The organism is Burkholderia aenigmatica, assembly GCF_048627025.1.
Classification (GTDB): domain Bacteria; phylum Pseudomonadota; class Gammaproteobacteria; order Burkholderiales; family Burkholderiaceae; genus Burkholderia; species Burkholderia aenigmatica.
This window is the reverse complement of record NZ_CP184468.1, coordinates 1,087,896-1,112,300: the sequence shown is the minus strand read 5'-3', so window position 1 is coordinate 1,112,300 and position 24,405 is coordinate 1,087,896. Positions and strand designations below refer to the sequence as shown.

General features: G+C 67.5%; 23 protein-coding genes, 1 tRNA gene and 1 riboswitch. Of the genes, 17 read left to right on the top strand and 7 right to left on the bottom strand.

Going from position 1 to position 24,405, the window contains the following annotated elements; translation table 11 throughout:
• Positions 1-4 precede the first annotated feature (4 nt).
• The 7 genes from ACN8ZM_RS05265 (at position 5) to ACN8ZM_RS05235 (ending at position 7,395) form a co-directional block, all read left to right on the top strand.
• Positions 5-1,381 carry an amidase gene (locus ACN8ZM_RS05265; RefSeq protein ID WP_205821114.1) on the top strand — a complete coding sequence of 459 codons (1,377 nt, stop codon included), beginning with the start codon at positions 5-7 and terminating at the stop codon, positions 1,379-1,381.
• Positions 1,382-1,520: 139 nt separating this feature from the next.
• The gene (locus ACN8ZM_RS05260) at positions 1,521-2,033 is read left to right on the top strand and encodes a disulfide bond formation protein B (protein ID WP_043181818.1); all 513 of its coding nucleotides are present in this window, start codon (positions 1,521-1,523) and stop codon (positions 2,031-2,033) included.
• Positions 2,034-2,704: 671 nt separating this feature from the next.
• Positions 2,705-3,715 (top strand): xanthine dehydrogenase accessory protein XdhC, encoded by a 1,011-nt coding sequence (gene xdhC, locus ACN8ZM_RS05255; protein WP_089450119.1) that lies wholly within the window; start codon positions 2,705-2,707, stop codon positions 3,713-3,715.
• 18 nt (positions 3,716-3,733) lie between these two features.
• Positions 3,734-4,759: an adenosine deaminase gene (locus ACN8ZM_RS05250; protein ID WP_089450118.1), complete on the top strand. Its 1,026-nt coding sequence runs from the start codon at positions 3,734-3,736 to the stop codon at positions 4,757-4,759.
• 27 nt (positions 4,760-4,786) lie between these two features.
• On the top strand, positions 4,787-5,134 hold the full coding sequence (locus ACN8ZM_RS05245) for a hypothetical protein (protein ID WP_420210714.1): 348 nt from the start codon (positions 4,787-4,789) through the stop codon (positions 5,132-5,134).
• Complete coding sequence (gene guaD, locus ACN8ZM_RS05240) at positions 5,131-6,447, top strand: guanine deaminase (protein WP_175026327.1); 1,317 nt, start codon at positions 5,131-5,133, stop codon at positions 6,445-6,447. The genes ACN8ZM_RS05245 and guaD overlap by 4 nt, the downstream gene beginning before the upstream one ends.
• Before the next feature lie 159 nt (positions 6,448-6,606).
• Positions 6,607-6,744, top strand: a riboswitch (yybP-ykoY riboswitch).
• Positions 6,745-6,822: 78 nt separating this feature from the next.
• On the top strand, positions 6,823-7,395 hold the full coding sequence (locus tag ACN8ZM_RS05235) for a TMEM165/GDT1 family protein (RefSeq protein WP_043181806.1): 573 nt from the start codon (positions 6,823-6,825) through the stop codon (positions 7,393-7,395).
• Positions 7,396-7,449: 54 nt separating this feature from the next.
• Here ACN8ZM_RS05235 and ACN8ZM_RS05230 read toward each other — a convergent pair whose 3' ends face one another.
• Positions 7,450-8,160, bottom strand: coding sequence for a DUF4136 domain-containing protein (locus ACN8ZM_RS05230; protein WP_043181804.1), 711 nt, complete (start codon positions 8,158-8,160; stop codon positions 7,450-7,452).
• Between the two features lie 187 nt (positions 8,161-8,347).
• Between ACN8ZM_RS05230 and pepN the strand changes: the two genes are divergently transcribed.
• From pepN to ACN8ZM_RS05195, 7 genes are all read left to right on the top strand, one after another.
• A complete protein-coding gene (gene pepN, locus ACN8ZM_RS05225) occupies positions 8,348-11,041 on the top strand; it encodes an aminopeptidase N (protein WP_420210713.1) in 2,694 nt (897 codons plus the stop codon).
• A 279-nt stretch (positions 11,042-11,320) separates the two neighbouring features.
• Positions 11,321-12,334 carry a class 1 fructose-bisphosphatase gene (locus tag ACN8ZM_RS05220; protein ID WP_043181801.1) on the top strand — a complete coding sequence of 338 codons (1,014 nt, stop codon included), beginning with the start codon at positions 11,321-11,323 and terminating at the stop codon, positions 12,332-12,334.
• A gap of 207 nt (positions 12,335-12,541) precedes the next feature.
• Positions 12,542-12,617, top strand: a tRNA-Thr gene (locus ACN8ZM_RS05215).
• Between the two features lie 167 nt (positions 12,618-12,784).
• Complete coding sequence (locus ACN8ZM_RS05210) at positions 12,785-13,594, top strand: helix-turn-helix transcriptional regulator (protein ID WP_420210712.1); 810 nt, start codon at positions 12,785-12,787, stop codon at positions 13,592-13,594.
• A 164-nt stretch (positions 13,595-13,758) separates the two neighbouring features.
• Positions 13,759-15,492, top strand: coding sequence for an FAD-dependent oxidoreductase (locus ACN8ZM_RS05205; RefSeq protein WP_420210711.1), 1,734 nt, complete (start codon positions 13,759-13,761; stop codon positions 15,490-15,492).
• Positions 15,489-15,701 (top strand): hypothetical protein, encoded by a 213-nt coding sequence (locus ACN8ZM_RS05200; RefSeq protein ID WP_420210710.1) that lies wholly within the window; start codon positions 15,489-15,491, stop codon positions 15,699-15,701. The genes ACN8ZM_RS05205 and ACN8ZM_RS05200 overlap by 4 nt, the downstream gene beginning before the upstream one ends.
• A 262-nt stretch (positions 15,702-15,963) precedes the next feature.
• Positions 15,964-16,218, top strand: a complete 255-nt coding sequence (locus tag ACN8ZM_RS05195; protein WP_043181796.1) for a GlsB/YeaQ/YmgE family stress response membrane protein — start codon at positions 15,964-15,966, stop codon at positions 16,216-16,218.
• A 100-nt stretch (positions 16,219-16,318) separates the two neighbouring features.
• Here the strand turns inward: ACN8ZM_RS05195 and ACN8ZM_RS05190 are convergent, their stop codons facing one another.
• The 4 genes from ACN8ZM_RS05190 to ACN8ZM_RS05175 form a co-directional block, all read right to left on the bottom strand.
• Positions 16,319-16,801 (bottom strand): TlpA family protein disulfide reductase, encoded by a 483-nt coding sequence (locus ACN8ZM_RS05190; protein ID WP_420210709.1) that lies wholly within the window; start codon positions 16,799-16,801, stop codon positions 16,319-16,321.
• Positions 16,798-18,066: an exo-alpha-sialidase gene (locus ACN8ZM_RS05185; RefSeq protein WP_420210708.1), complete on the bottom strand. Its 1,269-nt coding sequence runs from the start codon at positions 18,064-18,066 to the stop codon at positions 16,798-16,800. Before ACN8ZM_RS05185 ends, ACN8ZM_RS05190 begins: the two co-directional genes overlap by 4 nt.
• Positions 18,054-20,408, bottom strand: coding sequence for a TonB-dependent receptor (locus tag ACN8ZM_RS05180; protein WP_420210707.1), 2,355 nt, complete (start codon positions 20,406-20,408; stop codon positions 18,054-18,056). Before ACN8ZM_RS05180 ends, ACN8ZM_RS05185 begins: the two co-directional genes overlap by 13 nt.
• A gap of 127 nt (positions 20,409-20,535) precedes the next feature.
• Positions 20,536-20,925, bottom strand: a complete 390-nt coding sequence (locus ACN8ZM_RS05175; RefSeq protein ID WP_420210706.1) for a DUF2946 domain-containing protein — start codon at positions 20,923-20,925, stop codon at positions 20,536-20,538.
• A 198-nt stretch (positions 20,926-21,123) separates the two neighbouring features.
• Between ACN8ZM_RS05175 and ACN8ZM_RS05170 the strand changes: the two genes are divergently transcribed.
• Positions 21,124-21,270 carry a hypothetical protein gene (locus ACN8ZM_RS05170; RefSeq protein WP_006756195.1) on the top strand — a complete coding sequence of 49 codons (147 nt, stop codon included), beginning with the start codon at positions 21,124-21,126 and terminating at the stop codon, positions 21,268-21,270.
• Positions 21,271-21,493: 223 nt separating this feature from the next.
• Positions 21,494-22,087: a chorismate mutase gene (locus ACN8ZM_RS05165; protein WP_420210705.1), complete on the top strand. Its 594-nt coding sequence runs from the start codon at positions 21,494-21,496 to the stop codon at positions 22,085-22,087.
• 34 nt (positions 22,088-22,121) lie between these two features.
• On the opposite strand, the gene ACN8ZM_RS05160 is transcribed toward ACN8ZM_RS05165, so the two are convergent.
• Both ACN8ZM_RS05160 and ACN8ZM_RS05155 read right to left on the bottom strand, forming a co-directional pair.
• Positions 22,122-23,258: an exonuclease domain-containing protein gene (locus tag ACN8ZM_RS05160; RefSeq protein WP_420210704.1), complete on the bottom strand. Its 1,137-nt coding sequence runs from the start codon at positions 23,256-23,258 to the stop codon at positions 22,122-22,124.
• A gap of 141 nt (positions 23,259-23,399) precedes the next feature.
• The gene (locus tag ACN8ZM_RS05155) at positions 23,400-23,603 is read right to left on the bottom strand and encodes a cold-shock protein (protein WP_011351289.1); all 204 of its coding nucleotides are present in this window, start codon (positions 23,601-23,603) and stop codon (positions 23,400-23,402) included.
• 393 nt (positions 23,604-23,996) lie between these two features.
• Here ACN8ZM_RS05155 and ACN8ZM_RS05150 point away from each other — a divergent pair, with 393 nt between their 5' ends.
• Positions 23,997-24,263, top strand: coding sequence for a hypothetical protein (locus ACN8ZM_RS05150; protein ID WP_420210703.1), 267 nt, complete (start codon positions 23,997-23,999; stop codon positions 24,261-24,263).
• The last annotated feature ends 142 nt before the right edge of the window (positions 24,264-24,405 follow it).

The window sequence follows — 24,405 nt, the reverse complement described above, 5'->3', positions numbered from 1 at the left end:
CGCCATGACCACTTTCACGCCCTTCCCCCCGCTCGCCCAGCTCGCCGCCGACCTCGCCGCCGGCCGGACCACGAGCCGCGCGCTCGTCGACACCGCGCTCGACCGGATCGCCGATCCGTCGGGCCAGGGCGCGGTCGTCTTCACCGAAGTCGATGCCGACAACGCGCGCGCAGCCGCCGACGCGCACGACCGGCTGCGCGCCGCGGGCACCGTGCTGTCGCCGCTCGCGGGCATTCCCGTGTCGGTCAAGGACCTGTTCGACGTTGCCGGCCAGGTGACGCGCGCCGGTTCGCGCGTGCTCGACGGCGCACCGGCCGCACAAACCGATGCGGTCGCCGTCGCGCGGCTCAAGCGGGCGGGCGCGGTGCTGGTCGGCCGCACCAACATGAGCGAGTTCGCATTCTCGGGGCTCGGACTGAATCCGCACTTCGGCCATCCGCGCTCGCCGTACCACCGCGACGTGCCGGGCGACGCGCGGATTTCCGGCGGCTCGTCGTCCGGCGCGGCCGCATCGGTCGCCGACGGGATGGCCGCGGTCGCGCTCGGCACCGATACGGGCGGCTCGATCCGCATTCCGGCCGCGCTGTGCGGGCTGACGGGCTTCAAGCCGACCGCGAGCCGGATCCCGACGCAAGGCGGCGTGCCGCTGTCGACGACGCTCGACTCGTTCGGCCCGATCGGCCTGACGGTCGCCTGCTGCGCGCTCGTCGACCGGATGCTCGCGGGCCTCGAACCGCACGTGCCGGCCGCCCGGCCGCTCGAAGGCGTGCGGCTCGGCGTGCTGACGAACTACGTGACCGATGGCGTCGATGCCGACGTCGCAGCCGCGCTCGACGCCGCGCTCAAGCATCTCGAAGCCGCCGGCGCGATCGTCACGGAAGTACGCTTCCCGGCGCTCGACCGGTTGCCGGACATCAACCGCTTCGGCTTCTCGCCGATCGAGGCCTATGCGTGGCATCGCCCGCTGCTCGACAAGCACCGCGACCAGTACGACCCGCGCGTGCTCACGCGGATCCTGAAGGGCGAACCCGCGAGCGCGGCCGACTATCTCGACCTGCTCGCCGCGCGCACGGCGATGCTCGACGAAGCCGCGCACACGGTCTGGTCGCGCTTCGATGCGCTCGTCTCGCCGACGGTGCCGGTCGTGCCGCCGCGCATCGCCGAACTCGAAGCGGACGACGCCGCGTTCACGCGCACCAACGCGCTGATCCTGCGCAACCCGAGCGCGTTCAACTTCCTCGACGCGTGCGCGCTGTCGCTGCCCTGCCATCCGCGCGATGCCGCGCCGGTCGGGCTGATGCTCGCGGCCGCACCGCATCGCGACGACGCGCTGCTCGCGATCGGCCAGGCGGTCGAGGCCGTGCTGAACACGATCCGCTGACCGCAGCCAATCGACCGCCGGCGGACAGCGCGCGCGGTGCGGCAGGTTGCCGCACGCGCGCTGTCAGTTTCGTGCCAGACCGTTCGCGCTAAAATCGCGCGATTGTTTTCCGGACCGACCCACGAGGAACCCCGCCGACATGAACGACTACACGCTCGCCATCCGCCGCGAACGCCGCCTGCTGATGCTGCTCGGATGGGTGTGCATCGCCCTGCTGGCCGGTGCGCTTTACCTGCAGTACGTGAAGAACGAAGATCCGTGCCCGCTGTGCATCATCCAGCGCTACTTCTTCTGCGCGATCGGAATCTTCGCGTTCCTGGCCGCCGGGATCCGCAACTGGCGCGGCGTCTGGGTGCTCGAGCTGCTGATCGCGATCGCCGCGGCCGGCGGTGTCGGCACGGCCGCCCGGCATCTGTCGATCCAGATGAATCCGGGCTTCAGCTGCGGCTTCGACACGCTGCAGCCGATCGTCGACAGCCTGCCGCCCGCGCAGTGGTTCCCCGGCATGTTCAAGGTCGCCGGGCTGTGCGAGACCGTCTATCCGCCGATCTTCGGCATCCTGCTGCCCGGCTGGTCGCTGATCGGCTTCGCCGCGATCCTGATCGCCGTCGTCGCGAGCCTCTGGCGCCATCGCCGCAAGCTCGTGGCCTGACCGGCCGGTTTCGCACCGGCCGGCGCGCGGCCCGCTCGCCCGGGCCGCACACCGCCGACCGGTGACCGCCCGGCCCGGGAGCACTCGCCGGCCCAACCCGGCGGGCCGCACCCGAGCAGCCGCGCCCGGGCGGCCCTGCCTAGGCAGCCCCGCTTGGCCGGCCCCGCGTAAACACCTACTCCGCCGCCGCCCGGCAATCCGGGCGAACGCGCATCGCGCGACTTCCGCGCCCAGCCCCGCCACGCGTGCGTTTCGGCCCGACGTGCATGCGTCGGCGCCCCGATCCCGCGCGGCGGGCCTATGATCGACATGATCGCCTCCTGATAGCCCGGATCACCGCCCCGCGATGTTCCCGTCGCCTTGCGGTGCTATCTTCGGGACTGGATGGCGATCTACGTGCGCGAGGCCAGGCGGTCTCACCACCCCTGCGTAACGCGCGCCCGATCCGCAATGTCGACTGGATTCATCATGACAACGCACACCATCCGCATCCGTCACCCTCATGGCGTCCGCCCATCCGGCGGTGCCGTCCGCGCGCGCCGTCCGCGCGCTGCCGCCGCACCGCATCGGCCGTGCGGCCGGCCCGCCCCGCTCCCGTCCGTCATCGTTGCCACCACGCCCGCCAGCCCGCGCCGCGTGTCGTGCCGCGTCGTCCCGAACGGAGCGTGCTGATGGAAGCCTGGCTCGGCGATCTGCAGCAACTGCTCGCGCATGGCGAAGCGGCCGTGCTCGTGACGGTCGCGCACACCGACGGCTCCGCGCCGCGCGAAGCCGGCACCAAGATGCTCGTCACGCGCGACACGGCTCGCCACACGATCGGCGGCGGACATCTGGAATGGAAGGCGATCGAAATCGCACGGCACCTGCTGAAGGATGGCGCGCACGTGCCGCACGCGCGCCGGCTCGAACGGCTCGCGCTCGGCCCGAGCCTCGGCCAGTGCTGCGGCGGCGCCGTGGTGCTCGCGTTCGAGCGGCTCGACGTCGGCGATCTCGGCTGGATCATGTCGCTCGCGAAGCGTGTCGCGGCCGGCGCCGCGACCGTGCGTAGCGTATCATTCGGCCCCTCGCCGGGCGCGCCGCTGTTGAGCGAGCCCGAATCGGAAGCCGCGCGTGCCGACTGCCTGCTGTGGGAAACCGGCGGCGTGTCGCTGATGACCGAAACGATCGCGCCGTATGCGTTCCCCGTCGTGCTGTTCGGCGCCGGGCACATCGGCACCGCGCTCGTGAAGATACTGGCGACGCTGCCGTGCCACGTGCGCTGGATCGACGGGCCCGATGCGGTGTTCCCGCCGGCCGACGTGCTCGCCGGCATCGGCAACCTCGCGATCGAGGCGGCCGCCGCCCCGGCCGACGCGGTCGACGCAGCACCGCCGCAGTCCTACTTCGTCGTGATGACGCACGACCACGCACTCGATTTCGTGCTGGCCGAGCGCATCCTGCGGCGCGGCGACTATGCGTACTTCGGGATGACCGGTTCGCACGCGAAACGCGTGCAGTTCGATCATCGCCTCGCAGCCATCGGCATCGACCCGGCCCAGGTCGAGCGGATGCGCTGCCCGATCGGTGTCGAAGGCATCATCGACAAGGCGCCCGAAGTCATCGCGATCTCGGTGGCTGCGCAATTGCTGCAGGCCGTCGAGGCAAACGCGAATGCGTCCGCGCAGGCTTCCCCCACCTACTGACCGACCAAGAACGACGCCATGACCCCGACATTCAAGGACAAGATTGCCCGCGCGCCGAAAGCGGAGCTGCACATCCATATCGAAGGCTCGCTCGAGCCCGAACTGATTTTTGCGCTCGCGCAGCGCAACGGCGTGAAGCTCGCGTACGACTCGATCGACGCGCTGCGCGCCGCGTACGCGTTCACCGACCTGCAATCGTTCCTCGACATCTATTACGCCGGCGCGAGCGTGCTGCTGACCGAGCAGGATTTCTACGACATGACGGCCGCGTACTGCGAACGCGCGCTCGCCGACAACGTCGTCCATACCGAACTGTTCTTCGATCCGCAGACGCACACCGAGCGTGGCGTGCCGATCGAGACGGTGGTCGCGGGCATCGAGCGCGCACTCGCCGATGCCGAACAACGCGGGCTGTCGAGCAAGCTGATTCTCTGCTTCCTGCGCCACCTGTCCGAAGAGGACGCGCTCGCGACGTTCGAATCCGCGCTGCCGCTGTTCGAGCGCTATCGCCATCGCCTGATCGGCGTGGGCCTCGACTCGTCCGAGCTCGGCCATCCGCCGACCAAGTTCGCGCGCGTGTTCGAGAAGGCACGTGCGCTCGGGCTGAAGCTCGTCGCGCACGCAGGCGAGGAAGGCCCGCCCGCATACATCTACGAAGCGCTCGACGTGCTGAAGGTCGACCGGATCGACCACGGCGTGCGCAGCATCGAGGACGCGGCACTCGTCGAGCGCCTCGCGAAAACGCGCACGGCGCTCACCGTCTGCCCGCTGTCGAATCTCAAGCTGTGCGTGTTCGACGACATGGCGAAGCACACGCTGAAGGCGCTGCTCGATCGCGGCGTCGCCGTGACGATCAACTCCGACGATCCGGCCTATTTCGGCGGCTACGTCAACGAAAACTACTTCGCGACGGCCGAAGGGCTGCAGCTCACGGATGCCGAAGTCCATGCGGTGATCCGCAACGGCTTCGAGGCGTCGTTCATCGAACCGGCGCAGCGCGACGCGCTGTTCGCGCGCCTCGACGCGTACTGGCACGCCGCGTGACGGCCGGCATCGAGGAACGCTAGACAGATGAAACACGGCAACGGCATCCGCTTCGCGACCACCGGTTCGGCCTCGTGCCGAAGCGGTCGCGCGCGTGCCTGCGCGGCGACGGCACCGTTCGCCGCCGCGCGCTCATGCCTGCCGGCGCGGTTTGCCGTTTCGTTCGCCGCCGCACCGGTCGCGAGCGCAATGGCTGCGAGGTCCGCCGGCAACCACTCGCTGGCGGCTTCGGCCGCCACGTTCGCCCGCGCCATCGCATCCGGTCGTGCGGCACGCAGCGTGCCGCACCCGCTCGCCAGGCGCCATCCCGCCCTCGTGCGGCGTCGCTCGTTTTCTTCTGTTCGCCTTACCTTGATGCAGGACCATTCGTCATGACGCAAACCGCTTTTCGTTCCCAGCTGCTGACCTTCAACGGCGACCCGGCGCAATCGAGCCAGGCCGCGAACTACGAGACCGACGGCCTCCTGATCGTCGACGACGGCAAGGTCGTCGCGGCCGGCCCGTACGCGCAGCTCGCCGCGACGCTCGCGCGCGACGCGATCGTCCATGACCTGCGCGACAAGCTGATCGTGCCCGGCTTCATCGACACGCACATCCACTATCCGCAGACGGACATGATCGCGTCGCCGGCACCGGGCCTGCTGCCGTGGCTGGACAAGTACACGTTCCCGACCGAGCGCCAGTTCGGCGATCCCGAGCACGCACGCGAAGTCGCCGACTTCTTCGTCGACGAACTGCTCGCGTGCGGTACGACGAGCGCGCTCGTCTACTGCACCGTGCACAAGCAGTCGGCCGATGCGCTGTTCGCGGCGAGCGACGCGCGCGACCTGCGGATGATCGCAGGCAAGGTGCTGATGGACCGCAACTGCCCCGAATTCCTGCGCGATACCGCGCAATCGGGTTATGACGACAGCGCCGAGCTGATCGGCCGCTGGCATGGCAAGGGCCGCCAGATGTACGCGCTCACGCCGCGCTTCGCGCCGACGTCGACGGAAGCACAGCTCGAGGCGTGCAGCGAACTCGCGCGCCGCCATCCGGACGTGTTCGTGCAGAGCCACGTCGCGGAAAACGTCGACGAGGTGAAATGGGTGGCCGAGCTGTTCCCCGGCCATCGCAGCTATCTCGACATCTACGACCGCTACGGGCTGCTGCGTCCGCGCGCCGTGTACGGCCACTGCATCCACCTCGACGACGAGGACCGCCGCCGGATGGCCGAGACGCGCACCGTCGTCGCGCACTGCCCGACGTCGAACTTCTTCCTCGGCAGCGGGCTGTTCGATTTCGACAAGGCCGGCGAATACGACGTGCCCGTCACGCTCGCGACCGACGTCGGCGGCGGCACGTCGTTCTCGATGCTGCAGACGATGAACGAAGCGCACAAGGTCGCGCGGCTGTCGGGCCACCACCTGACCGCGACGCGGATGTTCTGGCTCGCGACGGCCGGCGCCGCTCAGGCACTCGACCTCGCCGATACGGTCGGCACGCTCGCGCCGCGTACCGAAGCCGACTTCGTCGTGCTCGATCCGCAGGCCACGCCGCTGCTCGCGCGCCGCACGAAGCGCGCGGATTCGCTCGAGGAGCTGCTGTTCGCGTTCGCGCTGCTCGGCGACGACCGCGCGGTGTACCGCACCTATGCGGCCGGCAAACTCGTCCACGAGCGCGGCGCGGCACGCCGCCCTGCCGCGTAACGGCCTGCCCGGGGGCTCGTCCCGGCACACGCGGGCACGCGCGGGCATTCGCCGCCGCGCGTGCCGGGCCGCCGAGGATTGCCGTATCCCGATCCCGCCCCGACTCCGGGCGCCGCGCCGCCCGATCGCTTTCCCGCGCGCAACGCGCCGTGCTAGAATTCGCCGCTCATTGGGGAGTAGCCGCTCCGCTCGATGTCCCGCGCCCCCGGCGCGCATCGTGACGGAGGCGTCCGTCAACAGACTTGGCCGTATGGCCATGGCGGGCGCAGCCACGTTGGCCTGGCGAGACCGATGGTTCACAGTGCGCCGCATCAGGGCCCGGCGCGCCGTGGATCGTCGCTCGCACGCACAACACCGGCCCGTGGAACCCCATCCGTGTCCCAAGCCTTCCTGATCTCCACCGGCGCCGTCGCGCTCGCTGAAATCGGCGACAAGACCCAACTGCTTTCCCTCGTACTGGCCGCGCGCTATCGCAAGCCGATGCCGATCATTCTTGGCGTGCTCGTCGCGACGCTCGTGAACCACGGTTTTGCCGGCGCGCTCGGCGAATGGCTCGGCGCGCTCGTCACGCCGTCGATCATGCGCTGGGCGCTCGCGTTCTCGTTCATCGCGATGGGGTTGTGGATCCTCGTGCCGGACAAGCTCGATGCCGACGAAGCCAATGCCAACCGATCGCGGCTCGGCGTGTTCGGTGCGACCCTCGTCGCGTTCTTCCTCGCGGAAATGGGCGACAAGACGCAGATCGCGACCGTCGCGCTGGCCGCGCGCTTCCAGGACTACATCGGTGTCGTGGCCGGCACGACGTTCGGGATGATGCTCGCGAACGTGCCGGCGATCCTGCTCGGCGACCGCTTCGCTCACCGCCTGCCGACGAAGCTCGTGCACGGGATTGCGGCCGTGCTGTTCGTCGTGCTCGGCGCGCTCGCGCTGCTGGGCATCGGGGTCTGACGGGAAGGAAGATGGCGGGCGCGGCCGGACGGCCGCGCCGGGACTGACGCCGCGCTACTTCGCGGCGGCTGCGCCTGAAGCGGGCGCCGCAGGCACCGCTCGCTCGTTGGCAGCCGGCGCCGCCGGGCCGCCGCGCTTGTCGACCGGCAGCCGCACCGTGCGGACCGCGCCGTTCGCCAGCGGGAAATCGGCGAGCGCGCTGCGCGCGAGGAACGGCATGGCATACAGCAGCGCGCCGTTGTCGCCGGTCGTGCGCGCGGTCACGTTGTAGACCTCCTTGCCCGTCGCGCGCTCGGTGATTCGGATGCCGAGCGTGTAGTCGAACACCTGATAGGTCTGCGCGACATAGCCGGCCGGCATCGGCCCCCAGGGGCCCCACGGTCCCCAAGGCCCCCACGGCCCGCCCCGCCAGTACGGCCCCGGGCCGGCGAACCACGGGTCGTAGTAGACCGGCTGCGGCACCGTCACGAGATCGCTGCCGACCCCGTACGTCAGTCCGACGAGATAGCGGGCCTGCGCGGCCGGCGCCTGCCGGAACGCATACGTGGACAGCTCGTTCGCCACGATCGGTTCGTAGGTCGACTGCTCGATGCTGTGCTTCTGCGCATCGGTGCGCGTGAACGCATAGGTGCGTGTCGCGTCGCTGCCGCTCCAGTCGGAGAAGGCCGTGACCTGGGTCGTCACGTAGCTGGTGCAGCCGGTCAGCAGCGCCACGCACAGCACCGCCGCCCAGCCCGCACCGCGTTGAATCCATTCGCGTTTCATGTTGATCCTCTTCGATCCGTCACCCGTTCGTCGCACCGCGCGAACCGCAACGGGATGCCGATAATACGCGGACTCCCGAAACCGGTAAAAAGTTCGCCCGGCACGCGGCCGCAAGCCTTTGTACAATGGCCCGGTTCGCCCGGCCCGTGCCACGGGCGCGTCCCCCATTCCACCGATCTCGACGACCATGTCCGACAACGCCTCCTCCACCGTGATCCGCCGCGCCGACTACACGCCGCCGGCCTTCCTCATCGATTCCGTCGCGCTCGAATTCGATCTCGCGCCGGCCCGTACGATCGTCAGGAATACGATGCGCGTGCGCCGCAATCCGGACGCCGCGCCCGCGCCGCACCTGGAGCTGATGGGCGAAGCGCTCGAATTCCTCGGCGCATGGCTGGATGGCGCGCCGCATGACGCCGTGCGTGCGCACGAACACGGGCTGACCGTCGAGAACGTCCCCGATGCATTCGAGCTGACGCTCGAAAGCGCCTGCGCACCCGACCAGAATACGACGCTGTCGGGCCTCTATGTGTCGAGCGGCAACTTCTTCACGCAGTGCGAAGCCGAGGGTTTCCGCCGCATCACCTACTTCCTCGACCGCCCGGACGTGATGGCGTCGTACACGGTGACGCTGCGCGCCGACAAGGCCGCCTACCCGGTGCTGCTGTCGAACGGCAACCTCGTCGATTCCGGCGACCTGCCCGACGGCCGCCACTTCGCGAAGTGGGAAGACCCGTTCCGCAAGCCGAGCTACCTGTTCGCGCTGGTCGCGGGCAAGCTCGTCGCGATCGAGGAAAAGATCACGACCGGCTCCGGCAAGGAAAAGCTGCTGCAGGTGTGGGTCGAGCCGGCCGATCTCGACAAGACGCGTCATGCGATGGATTCGCTGATCCACTCGATCCGCTGGGACGAGAAGCGCTTCGGCCTCGAGCTCGATCTCGACCGCTTCATGATCGTCGCGGTCGGCGACTTCAACATGGGGGCGATGGAAAACAAGGGGCTCAACATCTTCAACACGAAGTACGTGCTGGCGAACCCCGAGACCGCGACCGACACCGACTTCGCGAACATCGAATCGGTGGTCGGCCACGAGTACTTCCACAACTGGACCGGCAACCGCGTGACCTGCCGCGACTGGTTCCAGCTGAGCCTGAAGGAAGGCCTGACGGTGTTCCGCGGCCAGGAATTCTCGGCCGACATGGCCGCGGGCGACGACATCGAATCGGCGGCCCGCGCGGTCAAGCGCATCGAGGACGTGCGCGTGCTGCGCCAGCTGCAGTTCGCCGAGGATGCGGGCCCGATGGCGCACCCGGTGCGCCCGGAGAGCTACGTCGAGATCAACAACTTCTACACGATGACCGTCTACGAGAAAGGTTCGGAAGTCGTGCGGATGTACCAGACGCTGTTCGGCCGTGACGGTTTCCGCAAGGGGATGGACCTGTACTTCAAGCGCCACGACGGGCACGCCGTGACCTGCGACGACTTCCGTCACGCGATGGCCGACGCGAACGGGCGCGACCTCGCGCAGTTCGAGCGCTGGTACAGCCAGGCCGGCACGCCGCGCGTGTCGGTGCGCACCGCGTACGACGCGGCCGCGCGCCGCTATACGGTCACGCTCGCGCAGGGTTACGGCGACGCGTCGCCGGCCGCGCGCGAAACGCAGCAAGGGCCGCTGCTGATTCCGTTCGCGATCGGCCTGATCGGCCGCAACGGCCGCGACCTGCCGCTGCGTCTCGACGGCGAAGCCGCCGCCGCAGGCACGACGCGCGTGCTCGACTTCACCGACACCGAGCAGACCTTCACGTTCGTCGACGTGCCGGAACAACCGCTGCCGTCGCTGCTGCGCAACTTCTCGTCGCCGGTGATCGTCGAGTACGACTACAGCGACGACGACCTCGCATTCCTGCTCGCGCACGACAGCGATCCGTTCAACCGCTGGGAAGCCGGCCAGCGCCTCGCGACGCGCGCGCTGCTGACGCTCGCCGCGCGCGCCGCCGCGAACGAGCCGCTCACGCTCGGCGAGAACTTCGTTGCCGCATTCCGCCGCGTGCTGACCGACGCGACGCTGTCGCCGGCGTTCCGCGAACTCGCGCTGACGCTGCCGTCGGAAACCTACCTCGCCGACCAGATGGCGGAAGCCGATCCGGCCGCCGTGCATCGCGCGCGCCAGTTCGTGCGCCGTCAGCTCGCCACCGCGCTGCGCGCCGACTGGCTCGCCGCCTACGAACAGCACCAGACGCCCGGCGCCTACGAGCCGACGCCGGAGGCGTCCGGCCACCGCGCGCTGAAGAACCTCGCGCTCGCGTATCTCGCCGAGCTCGAGAACCCGGCCGATGCCGTGCGCCTCGCGACCGCGCAATACGACGCGGCGAACAACATGACCGATCGCGCGGCTGCCCTCGGCGCACTGCTATCCGCCGCGGCGGCCGGCGCGAACGAACCGGCCGAGCACGCGCTCGACGACTTCTACCGCCGCTTCGAGAAGGAAGCGCTCGTGATCGACAAGTGGTTCGCGATGCAGGCCGCGCAACGCGGCACGGCTGCGCAGCCGACGCTCGCAAAGGTTCGCAAGCTGTTCGCGCACCCCGCGTTCAATCTGAAGAACCCGAACCGCGCGCGTTCGCTGATCTTCAGCTTCTGCGCGGCCAACCCCGCGCAATTCCACGCGGCGGACGGCTCGGGTTATGCGTTCTGGGCCGAACAGGTGCTCGCGCTCGACGCGATCAACCCGCAGGTCGCGGCGCGCCTCGCCCGCTCGCTCGAACTGTGGCGCCGCTTCACGCCGGCGCTGCGCGACCGGATGCGCGAAGCCCTCGAGCAGGTCGCCGCCGGTGCGAAATCGCGCGACGTGCGCGAGATCGTCGAGAAGGCGCTCGCGTAACGCCATCGCCCGCATCGCGCCCGCGCGAGACAGCCGGTGCCGCCAATCGCGGCACCGGCTTTTTTATTGTGTGAGCACCGCGTGAACCGGGCGCAATCGCGGGGCCCGACCGCGCCGCCTGCCGCCGCGGCAAAGCGCATCTCGCCCGCCCCCGCCACCGGAGACCAGGCCGGTTCGGCCGCCCGGCCATGTAACCGGACGAAAAAAGCCGGCGGCGCGAGAGGCGCGGCGGGTAAAATTGCGACCATTCAAGGATTCTTTGGCCTTTCGGAGTCTGTCATGTCCATTGCCCGCCGCACCACGCTGTCGAAGTTCCTGATCGAACAGCAACGTGAGACCAACAACCTCCCCGCCGACCTGCGCCTGCTGATCGAAGTCGTCGCCCGCGCATGCAAGGCGATCAGCTACAACGTGTCGAAGGGCGCGCTCGGCGAGGCGCTCGGCACCGCCGGCAGCGAGAACGTCCAGGGCGAAGTGCAGAAGAAGCTCGACATCCTGTCGAACGAGATCCTGCTCGACGCGAACGAATGGGGCGGCAACCTCGCCGCGATGGCGTCGGAAGAAATGGAAACGTTCTTCCCGATCCCGGCGAACTACCCGCGCGGCGAATACCTGCTCGTGTTCGATCCGCTCGACGGCTCGTCGAACATCGACGTGAACGTATCGATCGGCACGATCTTCTCGGTGCTGCGCTGCCCGGACGGCAAGCAGGCCACCGAGGAATCGTTCCTGCAGCCCGGCACGGAACAGGTCGCCGCCGGCTACGCCGTGTACGGCCCGCAAACGGTGTTCGTGCTGACGACCGGCAACGGCGTGAACTGCTTCACGCTCGACCGCGAAGTCGGCTCGTGGGTGCTCACGCAGAGCAACATGCAGATCCCGGCCGACACGCGCGAATACGCGATCAATGCATCGAACGCACGCCACTGGTACGACCCGGTCAAGCGCTATGTCGACGAACTGAACGCCGGCAAGGACGGCCCGCGCGGCGACAACTTCAACATGCGCTGGATCGCATCGATGGTCGCCGACGTGCATCGGATCCTGAACCGCGGCGGCATCTTCATGTACCCGGCCGACAAGCGCACGCCCGATCGTCCGGGCAAGCTGCGCCTGATGTACGAAGCGAACCCGATGTCGTTCATCGTCGAACAGGCGGGCGGTGCCGCGACGAATGGCACGCAGCGCATCATGGAAGTGCAGCCGACGGGCCTGCACCAGCGCGTCCCGGTGTTCCTCGGTTCGAAGAACGAAGTCGAGCGCGTGACGGGCTACCATCTAGAAAAGCAATAAATTTGCACTGCAGCACTAGACAGTATCGCGTGACGTTAGTACAATCGCGCCTCTCGATGTGACCCCAACGGGTCACATCGCAGTGAAACGAAGCGGGAAGTTTGCCGAGTCGATGAGTTTCGCGAAACAGCAGCAGCAAGCTGAAAAAAATTCGCAAAACCTATTGCTAAGGTTTCAGATTTCACCTTATAATTTCGTTTCTCTGATGCCGGTGTAGCTCAGTTGGTAGAGCAGCGCATTCGTAATGCGAAGGTCGTAGGTTCGACTCCTATCTCCGGCACCAAGTTATAAAGGGCTGACAAGCATGCTTGTCAGCCCTTTTCTCATTCCGGGCGCCGAATCGTGCGCTGCCCTTTTGTCCGCACCCGCTCCGCTTGCGGGCATCACCCGACTCCCGCGCCGCATCCCGCCGATTACAATCTTCGGATCACCCTGCCCTTTCCGAGCATCATGCGCACCTGGCGTCTCGAGCGACCGAACCTCACCGGGCAACTGGATGTATCGCGTGCGACGCGCCTCGTCGCCGCGATCGGCGGCAGCGAGCCGAACGCATTCGCGGCCGAAGTGCTGAGGCTGTTCGACGATGCGCTGTCGGTCACGCAATGCACGATCTTCGCGTACGAGTTCGGCAACCGCCCGCGCACGCTATCCGTCGCCGACCATCGCGGCGGCCGTTACCTGCGCGACGTCGCCGACACCTACGCGCGACACTTCTACGCGCTCGACGGCAACCAGAAGATCGTATCGAGCGCGCATCGCGGCTCGCGCCGCCACGATTTGCTGCTGCACCAGCAGGCCGGCGACGAGATCGATCATGAAGCGTATCGCGCGGCTTGCTATCGCGGCCCCGACGTGTCCGACCGTCTGTCACTGCTGATGCAGCCCAACGATGCGAGCTGGCTGTCGATCAACCTGTACCGCGCACATCGCAGCGGCGCGTTCCAGCCGCGTGAGATCGCGGAGATCGAAGCGCTCGCGCCGCTGATCGCGCAGGCCGCGAAGCATCACTACGCGCTCGCCGGTGCGGCGCAGATCGGTATCCCGCAACTGATGCTCGCGCGGCTACGCAGCGCATGCCCGGCGCTGTCCAAGCGCGAACTCGACGTGCTGCGCGGCGTACTCGAAGGCCAGACCGCGCACGAGATCGGCGAGACGATCGGCGTGAAGACGTCGAGCGTCGTCACGTACCAGAAACGCGCGTACCGGCGCCTGGGCATCTCGAGCCAGCGCCAGTTGTTCGCGCTCTGCCTGCAGCCCTGAACCGAACCGGCCGGTAATGACCGAATCGGGGTAAATCCCGGTCGGCTTGCCGTACCCGGAATGGGGACAGCGGATGTCCGCCCGGCTTCCATACTGCTTCGACTGCCTGCACGCGTTGCCGCGGCCCGCGTGCACGTCGAACCGCCCTCCCCTGGAAGCCAACGATGGATCTCGACTTCAAGCCCTACCCGTTCGTCGCCGCGCGCCATCCCGCGCATCTGCCGGCCTGCAACGACGGTATCGATACGCACCGGCATCGCGTGGCGATCGTCGGCGGCGGCCCTGTCGGCCTGGCCGTCGCGCTCGGCCTCGCGAACCACGGCATCCGCAGCGTGCTGATCGAGGCCGACGACGCGGTCTGCCACGGCAGCCGCGCCATCTGCATCTCGCGGCGCAGCCTCGAGATCATCGAGCGGCTCGGCGCGCTCGATGACTTCCTGCGCACCGGGTTGCCGTGGACCGGCGGACGCAGCTTCTACCGTCGCGACGAAGTGCTGCACTTCACGATGCCGCAGGACCACAACCAGAAGCTGCCGCCGATGATCAATCTCGCGCAGTATCACATCGAGCAATTCCTGCTCGACGCCGCGCTGCGCCGCGCCGAACTCATCGAGATTCGCTGGCAGGCGAAGGTCACCGGGGTGATCCGGCAGCCGGACGGCGTGCGCCTGCAGGTCGACACGCCGCTCGGTGGCTATGCGCTCGACGCCGACTGGGTCGTTGCGTGCGACGGCGGACGCAGCACGATGCGCGACGCGCTCGGCCTGTCGCTCCAGGGCACGAGCTACGAGGGCCGCTACGTGATCGTCGACATCGCGCTCGACAGCGACCGGCCGACCGAACGGCTCGCGTACTTCGATCCGTCGTCGAACCCGGGTTCGACGGTGCTCGTCCACAAGCAGCCCGACAACGTGTGGCGAATCGACTACCAGTTGCGCGACGATGAGGATCCCGAAGCGGCTGTGAAACCGGAGAACGTGATCCCGCGCGTGCAGAACCTGCTCGACATGATGGGCGAGCGCGGCGACTGGTCGCCGATCTGGATCACGATCTACAAGGCGAACGCGCTGACGCTCGAACGCTACCGGCACGGCCGCGTGCTGTTCTGCGGCGATGCCGCGCATCTCGTACCGATCTTCGGCGTGCGCGGCGCGAATTCGGGTATCGACGATGCCGACAACCTTGCATGGAAACTCGCGTACGTGACTCGCGGGCTCGCATCGGACACGTTGCTCGACAGCTATTCGGACGAACGCGTGTTCGCGACGCACGAGAATCTCCGCTACGGCACGAAGAGCACCGAGTTCATGGCGCCGCCGTCGTTTGCGTTCGAACTGATGCGCAAGGCCGTGCTGTCACTCGCGGTCGGGCATCCGGCGCTGCGTTCGCTGATCAATCCGCGCCAGACGACGGCCATCGCCTATGCGACGTCGTCGCTCAACGCAGCCGAACGCGATACGTTTGCCGCCGGCCCCGCGCCCGGCACGGTGCTCGCCGAATGCCCGCTGGTGCTGTACTCGGCGCACGGCAGCGACATGCGTCGCGGCCACCTGACCGATCTCGTCGCGCCGCGCTTTACCGCGTTCTGCTTCACGTCCGACGGCGTGCCCGGTCCGGCACTCGCCGATCTCGAACGGCGCCTGCACGCTGCGCGGATACCGTTCGCGCTCGTCACGCTCGCACGGCATGCGGCTCCGCGGCAACCGGCCTGCGGCGGCCACGACGACGACGGCCGGCTGTTCGACATGTATGGCGCGCGCGACGGCACCGTCTATCTCGTGCGTCCGGACGGTCACGTCCTCGGCCGCTGGCACGACGCTTGCGCCGGCGACGTGGCCGCCGCGCTCGAACGCGCACTCCATCCGTGCGCGTCAACCGATCCTCAGGAGACCGCATGATGACGGATACCGAACGCGACACCCTCTACACCGACCTGTGCCGCACGATGACGCGGATCGGTGAAGCGGACGCATCGCTCTTTCTCGCCCGCTTCGCACTGCTGTCGATCGAGGCGATCGGCGAACCCGCGACCGTCGCCCGGCTGATCGCCGACGCAAGCGACGGATTGCCCGACACGGGCACGCAGGCATCGACGCACGAACGATGACGCCCCTGGCCGACCGGCTTCACCGGCGGTCATTTATTACATATTCATTTCATCACGCATCGTCCACGCACGAGCCTCCCCGTATGCAGACGAATTCCCTGGAAAATCCGGTTAAGGGTGCATAACATTACTTAACGATTCCGACCCGTCTATCGCGTTACATTGCGTGGGCGGCGCGGCAGGTCGCGTTGCCGCCTTCATTCAGCTTGCGGCAACGCTGCCGACGTCCGGTCATTCGACACAACTCAAGGAGAGGACAACCATGGCTCATGGCTTGATTATGTGGCTCATCATCGGCGCGATTGCCGGCTGGCTTGCCGGCTTGCTCGTCAAGGGCGGCGGCTTCGGGCTGATCGTCGACATCATCGTCGGTATCGTCGGCGCAGTGATCGGCGGCTGGCTCGCCGGGCTGCTCGGCATCAGCGTCGGCAGCGGCTTCATCGGTTCGGTGATCGTCGCGGTCGTCGGCGCGGTGATCCTGCTGTTCGTGATCCGGCTATTCAAGCGAGCGGCCTGACGATTCTCTCCACGCGCCTTCGGGCGCGTTTTCGTATCAGGCCGGCGCGCGGCCCGCTCGCCGCTCGCCGCTCGCCGCGCGCCGCGCGCCGCTGGCCGGTTCAGCGCTTGGCGCGCTGCAACCAGCCGTCGAGCACGTCGGCCGTCAGCAATCCGCTGCGCGCTTCGCGTGCGCCATCGCGCCCGATCCACACGGTGCGCGGCATCTCCCCTCTCCATCCCGCATCGAGCGCCGCCCGCAGACGCTCGGGCATCGGCTCCGCGTTCGCGTACTGCGCGACCTGCGGCGGCAAGTTCATCTGCGCGAGCGCCTGCGAGATCGCCGCACCGTTGTCGTCGTATGCATCCATCGCGACCATCGCGAGCTGCACGTCCGGATGACGGCGCTGCCACGCGACCAGGTGCGCGGCGTTCTCGCGACAGTATCCGCAATCGAGCGACCAGATCTCGACCGCCAGCGGCCGCTCGTGCGCGGTCGCATACAGGCGCGCGACGTCGGCCGCGCGCAGCGGCTGCAGTTCGCCGCCGGCCCACGCCGGCACGCTCGTGAGTACGATGCCCAGCAACGCAATCAGCCGCTTCATTTCGCCCCCTCCACCGCGATCAGCCGATAACCGTCGTTACGCGTGCGCCACGACAGATAGAGGCGGCCCGCATCGTCGAGCAATTGCGGGTTGTCGCTCGCGCCCGACGTCGACGCGATCACGCGCGGCGCCGACCAGTGCTCGCCGCGATCGTCCGACCGGCGCAGCTTGATCTGCATCGTGTCGCCGTCGAACGCCTTCCAGGCGAGCCAGACGACGTCGCCGCGCGCGACGAGCGCCGCATGCGACACCTGCTCGCCGGGCACCGCGGGATTCGCGCCGAATGCCCACGGCGTGCCGCGCGGCTCGCCGTCGGCGCCGATGCGCGAATAGAACACGTCGGCCCGGCCGTCGACGACGCCGAACCAGGCGAGATGGCGCGTGCCGTCCGGCGTGATCGCCAGCGCCGGTCCGTGCTCGGGGCACGCCTCGACGTGCCAGTTCGAGAACGTCGCGCGCACCGGCACGACCGGCTCCGACGCCTCGACGGGCAATACGGCAAGCGCATGATCGCGGATCTGCCCCGGAAACACGTTGCGCCACGCGGCCTCGATCCGTCCGGCCGGATCGATCGCCATCGCGATGCGACAGCATTCGCACGTGTGGTCGGTCACCTTGCGTTCGGCTTCGAACGATGCGCCGCCGTCGCGCGATACCGCGTAGTAGACAGCCGCGCCTTCGTACGCCTGCCCCGCCGCTTTCGCCGCCACGAGATCGCGCTTGTCGATCCATGCGATCGCGATGTTGCCGGCCGGATCGACGGCCATCATGTCGAAGCGGTGCGTGATCGCCTGCCGGTCGCGATGCACGGTCACGGGCACGCTCCACGTCGCGCCGCCGTCGAGCGATCGCGCGAAGCGCACCATGCCGGTGTACGGCGCATCGAGCGGCATCGACCACGACACGTACACCGCGCGACCGTCCGGACTCGTCGCGATCTTCGGGCGATTCTCGGCGCTCGTGTAGATCGGCTCCGGCATCGCGTTGACGGTCACTGGCGCGGACAGCGTGCGGCCCGCGTCGTCGGAATGCGCGACGACGACGTGCGCGTCCTCGACCCACGCGACCCACAGCCGGTGATGCGCGTCGAACGCGGCGCCGGTCGCGAGCGGCTGCTTCTGCTGCGCGGGCGCGGCCTGCATGCTCATGTGCGCGGCGTGCGGGTCGACCGCCTTCGGCACGTCATGCGCATCGTGCGCACCGGCGGACGACAGCAACGCGAACCACAGCGCGCCGCCTGCCGCGAGCGATCTCACAGCGACCATTTCAGTTCTCCATAGAAAGTACGGCCCGGATACGGGTGGAACACGTAGTAACGGCGGTCCGCCAGGTTGTCGATGCCGACCGACGCGGTCCAGTGACGGTCGAAGCGGTAGCGCGCCTTCAGGTCGACGATCGTGAACGAGCTCGTGCCGCCGTAGACGTCCGGGTTCACGTCGCTGTTGTCGAGCGTGTTGAACTGGCGGCCCGAATAGCGCACGCCAACGCTCGCAAGCCAGTGCTCGTCGAAGCGATACGACGCGAGCAGGTTTGCACGCATGCGCGGAATCCGCGGAAAGCGCGAACCGACATACGCTGGATTCGCGGCATCGGCGAGGATCTGTGCGTTGCTCGCCGACACGTTCGCGTCGATCGCGAGCCCCTTCAAACCGACGTTCTCGCCGCTGAACGCGAGTTCGACGCCGCGCACGCGCACGCGATCGACGTTCGAGATGTTGGTCACCGTCGTCGCGCCCGACACCGTCGTCTGGCTGTAGATCGAATCGCGCAGATCGCTCTGGAACACGCTGGCACGCACGACGCCGACACCCACGTCGCGTTCGGCCGTGAAGTCCCAGTCGATTGCCTTTTCGGGCCGCAGGTTCGGGTTGTTGTTGACGATCGCGTTGTTCGAGATCGTGCCCTGGAACAGTTCGCCGACCGTCGGGAAACGCGTGCCGGTCGCGAACGACAGCCGGAAGCGCCAGACGTCGGTCGCATCCCATTGCAGCGCGACCTTCGGCGACAGCGCATTCGCGCTGCGGTCCGCATAGCCGAGCGTGCCCGTGGCATTGCCGAGCGCGCCGCCGTACGCATCCCAGCGCTCGTAACGCAGCCCCAGCGTCGCGAGCCAGCCCGGCGCGAAGCGCCACGCGTCCTGGCCGAACAGCGCCTGCGTGCGCGTGTCGCCGCGATAGACGCTCGACAGCGACGTGGTCGGCCCGGCCAGCCAGTCGGCCGTGTTGTACGTGACGTTGCGCAGGAAGTAGTTGTCGTAGTGGTAACCGAACGTGAACGTATGGCCCTTCACTTCCGGCGCCTCGGCCTTCAGGTCGAGCGTGCGCCAGCCGGTGCCGTCGCCCTGGAACTGCGTGCCTGCACCGCCCTGCACGGTTGACGCCGAGCGCTGCACGTCGCGCGACACGTCGTACGCGGACACGACGCCCGACAGGCGCCAGCCGGAATCGAGCCGGCCGTTCAGGCCGAGCGCGTACAGCCAGTTCTCCTGGTCGCCGCGCTGCGGCGCGAATGCGTTCGGCGCGACGGTCATGTTCTGACCGCCGATCGACACGTTGCCGCCGTAGACCGGATTGCCGGCCGCATCGCGCAGGAAGGTTTCGCCGTGCTGCCGGTAATGGTTCTCCCAATGCCCGAGCGTGAGCGTCGCATCGACGTGGTCGGTGAACGCATAGCCCATCCGGACCGTTTCGTTGAGCTGCTCGGTCCGCTCGATCGACTGCGCACCGACGATCGTCCGCGGCTTTCCGTTGGGCCCGATGTCGGTCGCGGCGCCCGTCACGGGCACGGCGGCGCCGAGCTTCGGGTTGTACGCCGAATTGGGGCTCGCATACTGCATCGGCTGACCGTTGTTCTCGAGCCGGTCGAGCGACAGCGCGAACCAGAACCGGCCGACGCGGTTCGCGATCCGCGCGGTCTGGTGATTGCCGCCGAAGCTGTCTGCCACTCCGTAGCCGTCGTGATAGCGCTGCGTGAAGAACTGGGTCGACAGCGACGCCTCGAGTTTGTCCGGGCGACGCGTCGTCAGCAGCACGGTCGAGCCGATCGAGTTACCCGGATACAGCGCGGAAAAAGGGCCATAGAGCACGTCGACGCGCGCGATGTCGTCGGGCGGAATCAGCGACCAGCGTGGCGGGTACGCGTAGCTCGAGCCGAGCAGGTTCGACAGCAGCACACCGTCCGCATACACGAGCCCGCGTGCGCTCTGCAGTTCGTTGAAGTCGCGGCCGGCGAATACGCTGTTGCGGTCGCCGATATAGCGCTTGCGGACCATCAGGTTCGGCGCGTATTTCAGCGCGTCTTCGGTCGTGACGTTGGTATGCGATTCGATCTGCTCGCGCGTGATCGATGTGACGACGGCCGGCGTATCCGGATCGACCGGTTGCCGCTGCGCGGTCACGCTGACGGCGCTCAGCGTGTCGCCGGCCGGCACGGTTGCGACAGCCGAAGCGGGCGCGACAGCATCGGCGGGACGCTCGACACCACCGTGCGCGGTCGCGCCGCGTGCATCGTCCGTTGACGTCGCATGGGCGGCAGGCCAGGCAAAAGCGGCCGCGCATGCGAGCGCGAGCCGGCCGCGCGACGGCCGCGCGGCGAAGGGGGAGGACATGTGCGAATTCCTGAAAACGTGATCGGACGCCGCCGGACACGAGCGCGCGTGCCGCGCACGGACGGCGCGGCACGCGGCCTGGCCGCGGGCGGCACGCGCGCCACCGGGGGCGCGCGGACGACATCAATCAGATCGGAGCGTTTTCAGGCGGGGCGCGGGGCTGCGCGAGACGGATGCCCTTGCGGGGACAATCGGGAACGACGGGGGCGGCCGCGCGATAGGCGAACGTCCGCACGAAGCCCGGCAGCGCGGGCGGGCTCGACCCGAGCGCCACGTTCGCCGCGAAGCCGGGGCAGTACACGCAGTGCGCCATGCCGGCATGGTCGAACGACGACGTATCGTGATTGCCGCCCGCCTGCGCGAGCACGACCTGGCGGGCGCCCGCTGCACTGCACAATTCGAGCGTGAGCTCGCCGGAGCCGCTCGATGCGAGACGCGCATAGCCGATGACGGGCGACAGTACGTTCAGTACGAGCGCCAGCCATACGAGGCCGATCCATCGCGTCGTTCGTTTCATCGCGGTCCAGGAAAAAGTGCGCGCAAGTATAACAAGCGACCCGATTGTTGCCGATTCCGTACGATGCAATAGTCGGCATCGCAGCGCGCGTCAGAGCGCATGTGCCGTTAATACAACAGAGACAAAATCTAACGATTCGCCACTGGCATAAATCCAAGCGCGAGGTTGATAATCATCGAACCTGCTGGAGAAATGACCATGGACGAAAGACCAACTCGCATGCCACCGCCCGAGCAAGTGATGAGCCCGGATCCGGAACCCGTCGGCGTGGAATTCCTCGCCGAATTGCCTGACCACGTGCGGGCATTCTTCGACGAGCAGCACAAGCTGTACTCGCCGAAGTGAACGCCTGTCCGGTTCTGTAACCGCCACGTGTCGATCATCGCTATCGTGCGGTTCATCACTGCGCATCGCGCGCAATTCGCCTCGCACCCGGGCCGCAACAGCCTGACGGTGCCGGATCAGCTCGCCTGCTGATTCTCCGGTCGCTGCGCTACGCCGCGCGACTGTCTTCGTCTATTCTTCTGGTTTTCCACGTCCGGCCCGCCCGGCTCTCCCGATCGTTCCGATGAAGCAAGCCATTCGTGCCAGCCTCGCTGTCGCCGCGCTCGGCGTCGCCCTCTTTTCGTCCCCGCGTGTCGCCAATGCAGACGGCGACGACACCGCCCTCACCAACCTCGTTGCACTCGCGTCGCAGCGTCTCGCGCTCGCCGAACCGGTCGCTCGATGGAAATGGGCCAATCACAAGGCAATCGAGGACCGGCCGCGCGAAGCGGCGCTGCTCGCCTCAGTCGAGAAGCGCGCGGCACAAGCCGGCGTCGATCCCGCGTTCGCGCGGACGTTCTTCGAGGATCAAATCACCGCGAGCAAGGATGTGCAGAACGCGCTGTTCGCGACCTGGCGTGCGACGCGGCCGCCGGAAGGCACGCCGCCCGATCTCGCGACCAGCACGCGCCCGGCGCTCGACCGGCTGACGCAGAAAATGCTCGCAGGGCTCGCGCAGGTTGGACCGCTGCGCGATGCGCCTGATTGTCAGGCGCGGCTCGCGCGCAGCATCGCGAACTGGAAGACGCTCACGCGCTACGACTCCACGCAAACGCAGGCACTCGACACCGCGCTGTCGCACGTCTGCTCGGCCGGCGGCGCAAGCGCGATCGGTTGACGCAGCAGGCGCGGATCGCGCGGCCGCGCTTGATTCAACCGGCTTGCCCCGCCGGCGTGAGCGCGGCGAGCGGAATCAGTTGCAGGCCGCGTGCGAGATGCGTCTGCAGCAGGCGGTGGGTGAAGGGTTCGAACGCACCGTCCATCCCGTCGGCCGCGAGCCGTGCGGCCGCGTCGAGCGATTCCGCCACGCCGAGATAGCGCCAGCCATCGATCACATGAAACAGGCGGCGCTCGCCGCTCGCCTCGAATGCAACAGCGCCGTCAAACGGCCAGGGCGCACCGCCGGCACGGGCGTCGGCCGCGGGGCGACGGTTGTACGATGGACGCAACTGGGCGATCCATTGCGCTTCGGCAAGCATCGCCCCCAGCTCGTTGCCGGTCTCGCGCCATTCGACCCGGCGCACCTGCTGCGCAAGCCGCATTTCCTTTGACGAACGGCGCTCGCCAGTCAGCAGTGCACGTAGCCGCTGCCGCACGCGTACGCTGCGGCCGACATACAGCGGCGCGTCGCCCTCCCCGAACAGCGCGTACGCTCCGCACCCGGCCGGCGCGGTATCGAGCCAGGCTTCGGTCAGGTCGCCACCCAGACGGAAGTGGCGCGTCGTGCGCGCGATCTGGTCGCGCAGCCGCTCGAGCGGCACGATATCGTGCAACTGGCGCCAGAACTGCCACAGGAGGTCGGCATCCGCCAGCGCCCGGTGGCGCGCAGCCGGCACGAGGCCGTGGCGTTCGATCAACGCGTCGAGCCCGTGCCGCGCTTCGCGCGGGAACAGCGCACGCGACAGCCGCACCGTACACAGCACATCAGGATTGAACGCGAAGCCGGCGCGCTCGAATTCGGCCCGCAGGAAGCCGCGGTCGAAACTCGCGTTGTGCGCGACGAACAGCTTGCCGTCGAGCCGCTCGAACAACGCCGGCGCCAGCGACGCAAACGACGGCGCGTCGCGCACCATCTCGTCCGAAATGCCCGTCAGTTGCTGGATGAACGGCGGAATCGACTGGCCCGGATCGACGAGCGTCGTCCACGTCGACACGCCGAGCGGGCCGATTTCGACCACCCCGATTTCGGTGATGCGGTGTTCGGCGGGCGAGCCGCCCGTGGTTTCAAGGTCGACGAAAACGAGCGGCTGTTCGCTGGCGGGATCGGACGGACGGGGGGAATCAGACATGAAAAGACTGGGAAACGATGCTTCCGTGAGTATGCACCGGCATCCCTGTTCGCGGCCAGCCCGAACCGAAATGTTCCGCCCCCGAAAAGCAAAAAACCCCCGCAATGCGGGGGCCGGACGTGATCGGCAATGCGTGGCGCGTCAGACCGCCTGGATATTCGCTGCCTGCTTGCCTTTCGGCCCGACTTTCACGTCGAACGAAACACGCTGGTTTTCCTTCAGCGTCTTGAAGCCGTCCATCTTGATTTCGGAAAAGTGCGCAAACAAATCTTCACCACCATTGTCCGACGTAATAAAGCCGAAACCTTTAGCATCGTTAAACCATTTCACGATACCGGTATCCATGTCTTCGTTCCCCACTCGATTAGATCAAAAAAGCTATTTTTATAGCCGTTTCCCGAAATCCCGAAACATTGCGCCAGCACCCGCACCAGCACGCCGCCCGAGGACGGAGTGCTGACTTTATAAATTGGACAATCCGGGTGCGTCAAGAAAATTTTTGACGAACGTTTTATCAAAAAAGCGCTAATACCATTGGAATCGGTACACCATCGCCTTTGATTAATTGATTCGCATCAAAAACCTGTCAACATTACCGGGACCGGAGCATCAATAATCTCGACCGTGAAATTTCTACCGGGGACAAATCGACTCGGTAAAATCCTCGGGTTTTTTCCGGGTTGCGGAAACGCGGGGACATTGCGATGCTCACTTAACGTCGGAAGGAAGGAGAAGGTCATGTGGCTGGACGGAATCAAGCGCTTCGCGAGCCGGCTCGGACGCGTACGTCGCAAGTCCCGCGCCCTGGCCGAGTCTGCGCGCGAAGCGCCATGTGACGCCGAATTCGATACGACCTGGCACGGCGATCACTGGCAGAACCTGCTCGCATCGCCACTCGATGCCCGTCACTACGTGATGGAAGACTGGACCTATACACCGCCCCCCAACGAAGCCAAGGAAGCCGCACCTGCGGCCAAGCGCAAGCGGCGCTCATACGCGCAATAGCACGCGGCGTGACGGGGCAAAAAAAAAGCGCGACTGGGAAGTCGCGCCGACAAAGGTTTGGAGATCTTTTCCGTCAACGAAAAAGTCTGCTTCGGAAAGCAGAGATCGCAGTATAGCGAGAGAACAACCTTTCATTATTCAT

Coding starts and splice junctions, on each gene's coding strand:
- ACN8ZM_RS05230 (WP_043181804.1), bottom strand. CDS start 8,160: ATGAAACGCGAATGGATTCAACGCGGTGCGGGCTGGGCGGCGGTGCTG.
- ACN8ZM_RS05185 (WP_420210708.1), bottom strand. CDS start 18,066: ATGGTCGCTGTGAGATCGCTCGCGGCAGGCGGCGCGCTGTGGTTCGCG.
- ACN8ZM_RS05165 (WP_420210705.1), top strand. CDS start 21,494: ATGAAGCAAGCCATTCGTGCCAGCCTCGCTGTCGCCGCGCTCGGCGTC.
- ACN8ZM_RS05250 (WP_089450118.1), top strand. CDS start 3,734: ATGACCCCGACATTCAAGGACAAGATTGCCCGCGCGCCGAAAGCGGAG.
- ACN8ZM_RS05195 (WP_043181796.1), top strand. CDS start 15,964: ATGGCTCATGGCTTGATTATGTGGCTCATCATCGGCGCGATTGCCGGC.
- ACN8ZM_RS05260 (WP_043181818.1), top strand. CDS start 1,521: ATGAACGACTACACGCTCGCCATCCGCCGCGAACGCCGCCTGCTGATG.
- ACN8ZM_RS05205 (WP_420210711.1), top strand. CDS start 13,759: ATGGATCTCGACTTCAAGCCCTACCCGTTCGTCGCCGCGCGCCATCCC.
- ACN8ZM_RS05155 (WP_011351289.1), bottom strand. CDS start 23,603: ATGGATACCGGTATCGTGAAATGGTTTAACGATGCTAAAGGTTTCGGC.
- ACN8ZM_RS05170 (WP_006756195.1), top strand. CDS start 21,124: ATGGACGAAAGACCAACTCGCATGCCACCGCCCGAGCAAGTGATGAGC.
- ACN8ZM_RS05210 (WP_420210712.1), top strand. CDS start 12,785: ATGCGCACCTGGCGTCTCGAGCGACCGAACCTCACCGGGCAACTGGAT.
- ACN8ZM_RS05190 (WP_420210709.1), bottom strand. CDS start 16,801: ATGAAGCGGCTGATTGCGTTGCTGGGCATCGTACTCACGAGCGTGCCG.
- ACN8ZM_RS05150 (WP_420210703.1), top strand. CDS start 23,997: ATGTGGCTGGACGGAATCAAGCGCTTCGCGAGCCGGCTCGGACGCGTA.
- guaD (WP_175026327.1), top strand. CDS start 5,131: ATGACGCAAACCGCTTTTCGTTCCCAGCTGCTGACCTTCAACGGCGAC.
- pepN (WP_420210713.1), top strand. CDS start 8,348: ATGTCCGACAACGCCTCCTCCACCGTGATCCGCCGCGCCGACTACACG.
- xdhC (WP_089450119.1), top strand. CDS start 2,705: ATGGAAGCCTGGCTCGGCGATCTGCAGCAACTGCTCGCGCATGGCGAA.
- ACN8ZM_RS05160 (WP_420210704.1), bottom strand. CDS start 23,258: ATGTCTGATTCCCCCCGTCCGTCCGATCCCGCCAGCGAACAGCCGCTC.
- ACN8ZM_RS05245 (WP_420210714.1), top strand. CDS start 4,787: ATGAAACACGGCAACGGCATCCGCTTCGCGACCACCGGTTCGGCCTCG.
- ACN8ZM_RS05200 (WP_420210710.1), top strand. CDS start 15,489: ATGATGACGGATACCGAACGCGACACCCTCTACACCGACCTGTGCCGC.
- ACN8ZM_RS05265 (WP_205821114.1), top strand. CDS start 5: ATGACCACTTTCACGCCCTTCCCCCCGCTCGCCCAGCTCGCCGCCGAC.
- ACN8ZM_RS05180 (WP_420210707.1), bottom strand. CDS start 20,408: ATGTCCTCCCCCTTCGCCGCGCGGCCGTCGCGCGGCCGGCTCGCGCTC.
- ACN8ZM_RS05175 (WP_420210706.1), bottom strand. CDS start 20,925: ATGAAACGAACGACGCGATGGATCGGCCTCGTATGGCTGGCGCTCGTA.
- ACN8ZM_RS05220 (WP_043181801.1), top strand. CDS start 11,321: ATGTCCATTGCCCGCCGCACCACGCTGTCGAAGTTCCTGATCGAACAG.